The following is a 6,194-nucleotide window of genomic DNA, read 5'->3' on the forward strand; positions in this document are numbered from 1 at the left end:
GTTTATTTCTTTATAAACAAAAAAAGCCCCGGATAGATTGAACTAAACGGGGCTTTTTTGAGAGTGCGGACAAAAACCGGGGCAGTGTTCCTAGTTCTCGTCTTTTTTATTTTTCTTGTTTACCAGTTCTTCAACATCCTGATCAAATTTCTTTTTCAGCTCGATATACTCAGGAGTTTCCTTTACTTTCCTGGTATTTTCATTGTCCACAATAATCCTCATTGGTTGCCCCTGGGTAATGGTCAGGGAATGCAGGTTCTTTTTAAACTGAGGATCATTCACCATCTTTTGAGCATCGATAGCAGCCATTTTTGCCTGCAGCTGTATCTTTTTGATCAGCTCTTTGCGTTCAGGAGAGTCCGCTTTAGCTCTCATATCAGCAGCGAGCTTTTCCCATTTAGCTTTCTGTTCCGGGGAGTTGAACTTACGTTGTAATTCTACTCCCTTTTTCTCGATTTCTGCCTGCATTTTCTTAATCGCTGCTTCATCCTTTCCGTTTAGCTGAGCCATGGTCATGTCAGTTACGTCGGCGGAGAATTTGATGACCATATCTGTCAGAGGAGCAATGATTGCAATCTCAGGTGCGATTGGGGCCTCAGGTTCCTGTGGTGGTGCAGGAATGGTAGTTGCAGCTTTAGGTGCCTTTGGAGCTACAGGGATTTTTCCACTTGGCGGAGCAGCTGGAGCAGGTGGTCCAGGAACACATACTGAGTCGGTTTTTTTTATCTTAATGAGTTTTTTTGCTTTTTTCTTTATGGTATCCTGCAGGAGTATTTGTGCTGAAGCAGGGATCATATCTTTTGTTTTTGCTGTAGTGCTGATGGTCTTTTCTTTTTCTGCGGGGTTGATCCAGGCCAGAGAAATAATTGTAGCAAAAGTAAGCGTCACAGCAAACAGTTTTTGGCGGGAGTTGGCATAAGTAGTTTTCATATCAGTAATTCTTTTGATGCGTTGATACAAGTGTTGATTAGCGCCTGTCGCGGCTAATGCCAGCACTGGTCTGCTTTGGTCGGTAATCAGTTCCAGGGTTAACAGGGCATGGGCATAGGTAAGCGGTGTATGGGTGAGTTTTATGACCAGGTCGTCACAGGCATGTTCGCGTTCTATATTGATCAATCTGCCGGCAAGCCATACAAATGGGTTGAAGAAAAGAATCGTGTCGATCATGGTTTTGATCAGGTTGAACAGATAATCATTCCTTCTGATATGGGAAAGTTCATGGATCAGAATGGTTTCTACCTGTTTCAGGTCCATCTGTGCAGCAAGAGCAATTGGAAAGAGGATTACCGGTTTGAAGAAACCAATGACCAGGGGCACCGTAACATGATCTGACAATCGGAAGCTGATTTCTTTTTTAATATGGAGTTCCTTTTTCAGGTTTTCAAAGAGCGATTTCCAGGTTTCCGGGATTACTGTATATGTTGATTTTTTTAGCGCCTGTACTTTGCGGTAACCTTGCACCACAATCAATGACTGGATAATCAGGCCGATGCTATAGGAGAGTACCAGGTAAGGAAACACCATCTCGATGTACTGGGATATGTTTTGTGGCACTGCTGCGGGGAGGACTAAGGCCTGCGCCGTAAACTTTTGATTTGCTGCTTCTGCCGGCCAGTGAAATGCCATTGAGAAGGTGACTACAAAAGCTGCAAACATCAGACAAATTGAGCCATAGGCCATTGCGTATTTCTGCCTGGCATTGAGCCCGAAGGCCTTCATTTGAGAAGGAATTAGTAAGGCATAGATCAGCGCACTTTGCCATAGCGAATGTAATATGCTCCAGCCTGTGGCCTGTACGAGATTGTGTAGTAAAGTTTCCATATCAATTTTGATCTAACTGGTCTAAATATTTCTTTATCGCATCGATTTCATCCTTACTGGATTTGTGGTTACCCAGTGCCTGCATAACCATCCTGGCAGCAGATCCGTTAAAGGCATTGTCAATTAATCTTGATACCAGATGCTGCTGTGTTTTCTGCTGACTGGCCAGGGCACTGTAAATATGTGTTTTAGAACTTGTATCTCTTTTAACCAGGCCTTTTTCATGCATAATCTGCATCAGTTTGAGGGTAGTGGTATAGCCTGCTTCTTTGTTTCTGGTAAGGATCTCGTGAACATCCCTTACTGTGCAGTTTCCTTTCTCCCATAAAATCTGGAGGATTTCCAGTTCGCTTTCTGTTGGTTTTGCTGAAGGTTCTGTAGACATCTTTGTTTATACGAATTGTTTCGTATTCAAATGTACGAAGTAATTCGTATAAACAAAATTATTTTCAAAATAATTGTAAATGTATTGAATCAGAGTGAGATGCAGAACTGATTAGTTTTTTTTCAGGGCGTCATACTTGCTCAGGTTTGCAGGGTCAATTTCATTAAGCAGGTTATAGCCATCCAGCTTATCCTGGGCAGTGCCCATAGAGAGGATATTGACGATTTCCTCGGCCTTGGTGGCGAAGTAGACATTGGGAAAGATAGATCCTAGTTTCTTCTTGTCCATTAGTTTTAACTCGGGCAGGAAACCCAGCATCAGTTTTGTAGCTTTTGCAGGATCGGCTTGTAAATGATCGAGAGTATTCAGGTGGTAGTTATAGATGAAGACCCGTAGTTCCTCAAAGCTTTTGTTAAGCAAGTTTTCGTTTAACCAGTAACGGTTACGTAAACCGTCGAAAGCTTTCCAGCCAGAGTTACCTGATGTTTGGGCAATATTCAGGATCGTTTGTGCTTTCAGGTAGTATGGTGTTCCTCCGAGTTTACTGAAACTGTCTTTGTCCATACCGATGATGGTATAAGCGTAGTAAGAGAGCAGAGAACTGAGGTTGGTAAGGTAATTCTGATCTGAGAAATCAATGGGCTGTCCTTCATTATAGCTGAAATCGAAATCCTTGTCACTTAAGTTGAGCAGGGTAGTGCTGTATGAAGTTCCATAAACAGGCCGGCTGGTCTGGATCTGGGCTTCAGCCTTGTAGGCCGAACTTCCGTCCCATGCTGTGATGGTGATTACAAAATTGCAATCTATCCTCTCCTGGGGCTGATAGCTCTGATTGCTCCATTTATTATTATTGAGAAAGTTGCGTATGGTAGACTGAATGAGATCGACATTGGCCTTATTGATATTGGAGACCTGGGGTGCAATCACCTGTACCCTGGCATTCAATTCCTGAGCATCTGCACCGATGAACACTAACAGGGACAATACAATCAGAGACAGTGTCTTTTTCATGCCTTATAAAGCTTTAATATTGCAGTGCAGATGTCTTGTGCTACTTGAGCTTTTGGCTTCAATTCGTAGGTTACTTTTTCTTCTGCACGATTAAAGATAGTAATTTTGTTGGTATCTTTTTTAAAGCCAGCACCTTTATCCTGCAGAGAGTTGAGGACGATCAGATCGAGGTTTTTCTTTCTGAGTTTGTAAATGGCGTTCTCTTCCTCGTTATTGGTTTCAAGTGCGAAGCCTACCAGGATTTGCTCCGGGCTTTTCATTTGACCGAGAGTAAGCAAAATGTCAGTCGTTTTCTTTAATGTAATCGTAAACTCCTCGTCTTTCTTTTTGATTTTCTGAAGAGCAACTTCAGCAGGAGTATAATCTGCCACGGCAGCGCTCATGATAATGATATTGCTTTGTGCGAAGTGATCTGTACAGGCTTCAAGCATTTCAGCTGCGGTGATCACATCAATTCTGCTCAGCTGCTGGTTGCTCTTTTCAGCTGTTGGGCCGCTGATCAGGGTCACATCAGCTCCAAGTCTTGCCATTTCATCTGCCAGGGCGAAGCCCATTTTTCCGGAGGAGTGATTTCCTACGAAACGTACCGGATCAATGGGTTCATAGGTGGGGCCGGCGGTAACCATGACTTTTAGTCCGGTGAGGGGTAGATTCTTTCTGATCACAGCAGTGATGAAGCTGATAATTTCTTCTGGTTCTGCCATTCGCCCTTCTCCATAAAGACCGCTGGCGAGCTCGCCCTTGCCCGGAGAAATCATTACGTTTCCAAATTCCTGAAGTTTATCAATATTAGCCCTGGTGCTTTCATGTTTCCACATGTCGAGATCCATAGCCGGGGCGTAAAACACCGGGCATTTGGCACTCAGGTAAACAGCGCTCAGCAGGTTATCGCAAAGCCCGTTGGCCATCTTACCGATAGTATTGGCGCTTGCGGGTGCAATAATCATATAGTCTGCCCAAAGGCCTAATTCTACATGATTACTCCATACGCCGGTTTCTTCTTCGAAGTATTTTGTATAAACTGGATTTTTTGAGAGGGTAGCAAGGGTGAGCGGTGTGATGAAGTTTGCCGCATCTGCAGTGAGGATTACCTTGACGTTTGCGCCGGCTTTAATCAGGAGTCTGACTAAAACGGCAGATTTGTAGGCTGCGATGCTACCGCAAACGCCAAGGATAATGTTTTTATTTTTGAGCATGGTCTATTAATGCAATTGAATATGCAAATTAACGGATATGCTGGTATTATTGCTGATCTTTTGTCGGATTTCTGTGATAAACTTTGTCGTTCAGAAACTCGTCGATCGCAATCAGCGAAGGTTTAGGCATGCGCTCATAGTGCTTGCTGATTTCAATTTGTTCCCTGTTTTCAAAAATCTCCTCCAGGTTGTCATTAGACGAAGCGAATTCAGCTAATTTGCCATGAAGTTCTTCTTTCATGTTATTAGAAATCTGATTAGCCCTTTTAGAAATAATCACTAAAGACTCGTAAATATTCTCTGTCTTCTGATCTAAATCATTTACATTTCTTGTTACCGTAGTATTTGGTATTGCGGCTTTATTCGTATTCATTATTGTTTGGGGGTTATTTTAATCTTCTTGTTATTGGTAGTACTGTCTGTTTTTGCTTCCTGAGCCAGCAGGGCTTTATATTTCGCCTCCTGGTTAGCTGCAAGCGTCATCAGTTGTTTGGCATTCGCTATTCCTTGCTCGCTTTTCTCTTTCAGTGTTTTTGCTTCTGCAAGATACTTACTTTCAGGATGTTTTTCAATAAATTCGTTTGCATAGCCAATTGCTTCTGTAAATCTGTCTTCCTGACGGAATGGGTAACTGTTTTTTGCGTAGTCATACTGAGATCTTACGATCAGCAGGTCCATTTCTTCGATGAATTTAATATCCGGGAAATCAATTTCAGCATTTTTCAGAGAGATCACTGATGATTTGAAGTTGGCAATATCGTATCCTCCAAGGTCATAATATAACCTTGAGTTTGTATAAGCTTTCAGTTCCAGCTTTGCACGCAGGTCTGTAATGTACTGACTTGCCTGTGCTACGCGTTCGCTTTTTGGGTATAAGTTGATAAATAACTGTAACGCATCAATTGCTTTATATGTGTTTTCCTGGTCCAGGGTGTATTCCGGAGAATCCAGATAATAACAGTAGGCGCCCATATAACGGCATTCTTCTGCATTTTTACTGGTAGGGTAAGTGTCTGCAAAGTATTTGAACTGATATCTTGCAGTAGTATAATCCTTTAAACGGAATAAAGTATAGGCATAATAATAGTTGAGATCTTCGGCCTCAGTTCTTCCTCTGTATTTTTGGGAAAGATCTTCGAATAAGATCAACGCTTTAGAATAATCCTTTTTATTGTACAGTTTAATAGCCTCCTGGTACTTTTTAGCTACGTCATTGCTTAGCCTGATTTTCTCGAATCGGCTTTTGCAACCTGCAATAGTCAAGGCAATTACTGTAAAACTTAATATAAAAACGTGTTTAATTTTAAACATTCTGCAAAGATAAGTTAATAATACGATAACGTCAATTAAAAATAATTGTGCGCTAAGCTAGATAAAGGCTTGATATCGATCAAGCAGTTAACATAATTTAACAAATACATAGTATATAGTATAGTATTGAAAGGATGGTTCACCGTTGTTTGGTCGTGTTTTGTTCGTGTATTGGTATATATTGCCATATCCTCTGCTTATCATTGTTGTATAGTTGGTATATCAAATGGATATATCAACCATATACCAACCATATCGCAACCATATCCCAACCATATGGCAACTACGAGCGAAATACGAACCATATACGAACAATATACGATGCGTACCAAATCTTTCCTGCTGAAAACCATGTCTTTAGCGGTCGTATACAAATGAATTGCAGATAATGTTTGGCTGGCGGGATATTTTTCCTACTTTTGCATCCCGCTTCGGAGGAAAGGGAAATGATTTTAGAGCTTTGAAAATTA

At 41.7% G+C, this 6,194-nt stretch carries 6 protein-coding genes; all 6 read right to left on the reverse strand.

All coding sequences use genetic code 11. The features are described from left to right. Nucleotides 1-90: 90 nt before the first annotated feature. Nucleotides 91-1,821: a M56 family metallopeptidase gene (locus OQY15_RS08905; protein WP_265790355.1), complete on the reverse strand. Its 1,731-nt coding sequence runs from the start codon at nt 1,819-1,821 to the stop codon at nt 91-93. A gap of 1 nt (nt 1,822) precedes the next feature. Next, on the reverse strand, nt 1,823-2,206 hold the full coding sequence (locus tag OQY15_RS08910; protein WP_265790357.1) for a BlaI/MecI/CopY family transcriptional regulator: 384 nt from the start codon (nt 2,204-2,206) through the stop codon (nt 1,823-1,825). Nucleotides 2,207-2,317: 111 nt separating this feature from the next. After that, the gene (locus OQY15_RS08915) at nt 2,318-3,217 is read right to left on the reverse strand and encodes a DUF4835 family protein (protein ID WP_265790359.1); all 900 of its coding nucleotides are present in this window, start codon (nt 3,215-3,217) and stop codon (nt 2,318-2,320) included. Continuing rightward, nucleotides 3,214-4,413, reverse strand: coding sequence for a bifunctional phosphopantothenoylcysteine decarboxylase/phosphopantothenate--cysteine ligase CoaBC (gene coaBC / locus OQY15_RS08920; RefSeq protein WP_265790361.1), 1,200 nt, complete (start codon nt 4,411-4,413; stop codon nt 3,214-3,216). The genes OQY15_RS08915 and coaBC overlap by 4 nt, the downstream gene beginning before the upstream one ends. A gap of 46 nt (nt 4,414-4,459) precedes the next feature. Then, entirely contained in the window at nt 4,460-4,786 is a 327-nt protein-coding gene (locus tag OQY15_RS08925; RefSeq protein WP_265790363.1) for a DNA-directed RNA polymerase subunit omega, read from the reverse strand. Further along, entirely contained in the window at nt 4,786-5,724 is a 939-nt protein-coding gene (bamD, locus tag OQY15_RS08930; RefSeq protein ID WP_265790365.1) for an outer membrane protein assembly factor BamD, read from the reverse strand. Before bamD ends, OQY15_RS08925 begins: the two co-directional genes overlap by 1 nt. Between the last annotated feature and the right edge of the window lie 470 nt (nt 5,725-6,194).

Source organism: Pedobacter sp. MC2016-15 (assembly GCF_026239695.1).
Taxonomy (GTDB): Bacteria; Bacteroidota; Bacteroidia; order Sphingobacteriales; family Sphingobacteriaceae; genus Pedobacter.

Excerpts from the sequence above, each read along its gene's own strand:
- OQY15_RS08905 (WP_265790355.1), bottom strand. The coding sequence starts at position 1,821 with ATGGAAACTTTACTACACAATCTCGTACAGGCCACAGGCTGGAGCATA.
- OQY15_RS08910 (WP_265790357.1), bottom strand. The coding sequence starts at position 2,206 with ATGTCTACAGAACCTTCAGCAAAACCAACAGAAAGCGAACTGGAAATC.
- OQY15_RS08915 (WP_265790359.1), bottom strand. The coding sequence starts at position 3,217 with ATGAAAAAGACACTGTCTCTGATTGTATTGTCCCTGTTAGTGTTCATC.
- coaBC (WP_265790361.1), bottom strand. The coding sequence starts at position 4,413 with ATGCTCAAAAATAAAAACATTATCCTTGGCGTTTGCGGTAGCATCGCA.
- OQY15_RS08925 (WP_265790363.1), bottom strand. The coding sequence starts at position 4,786 with ATGAATACGAATAAAGCCGCAATACCAAATACTACGGTAACAAGAAAT.
- bamD (WP_265790365.1), bottom strand. The coding sequence starts at position 5,724 with ATGTTTAAAATTAAACACGTTTTTATATTAAGTTTTACAGTAATTGCC.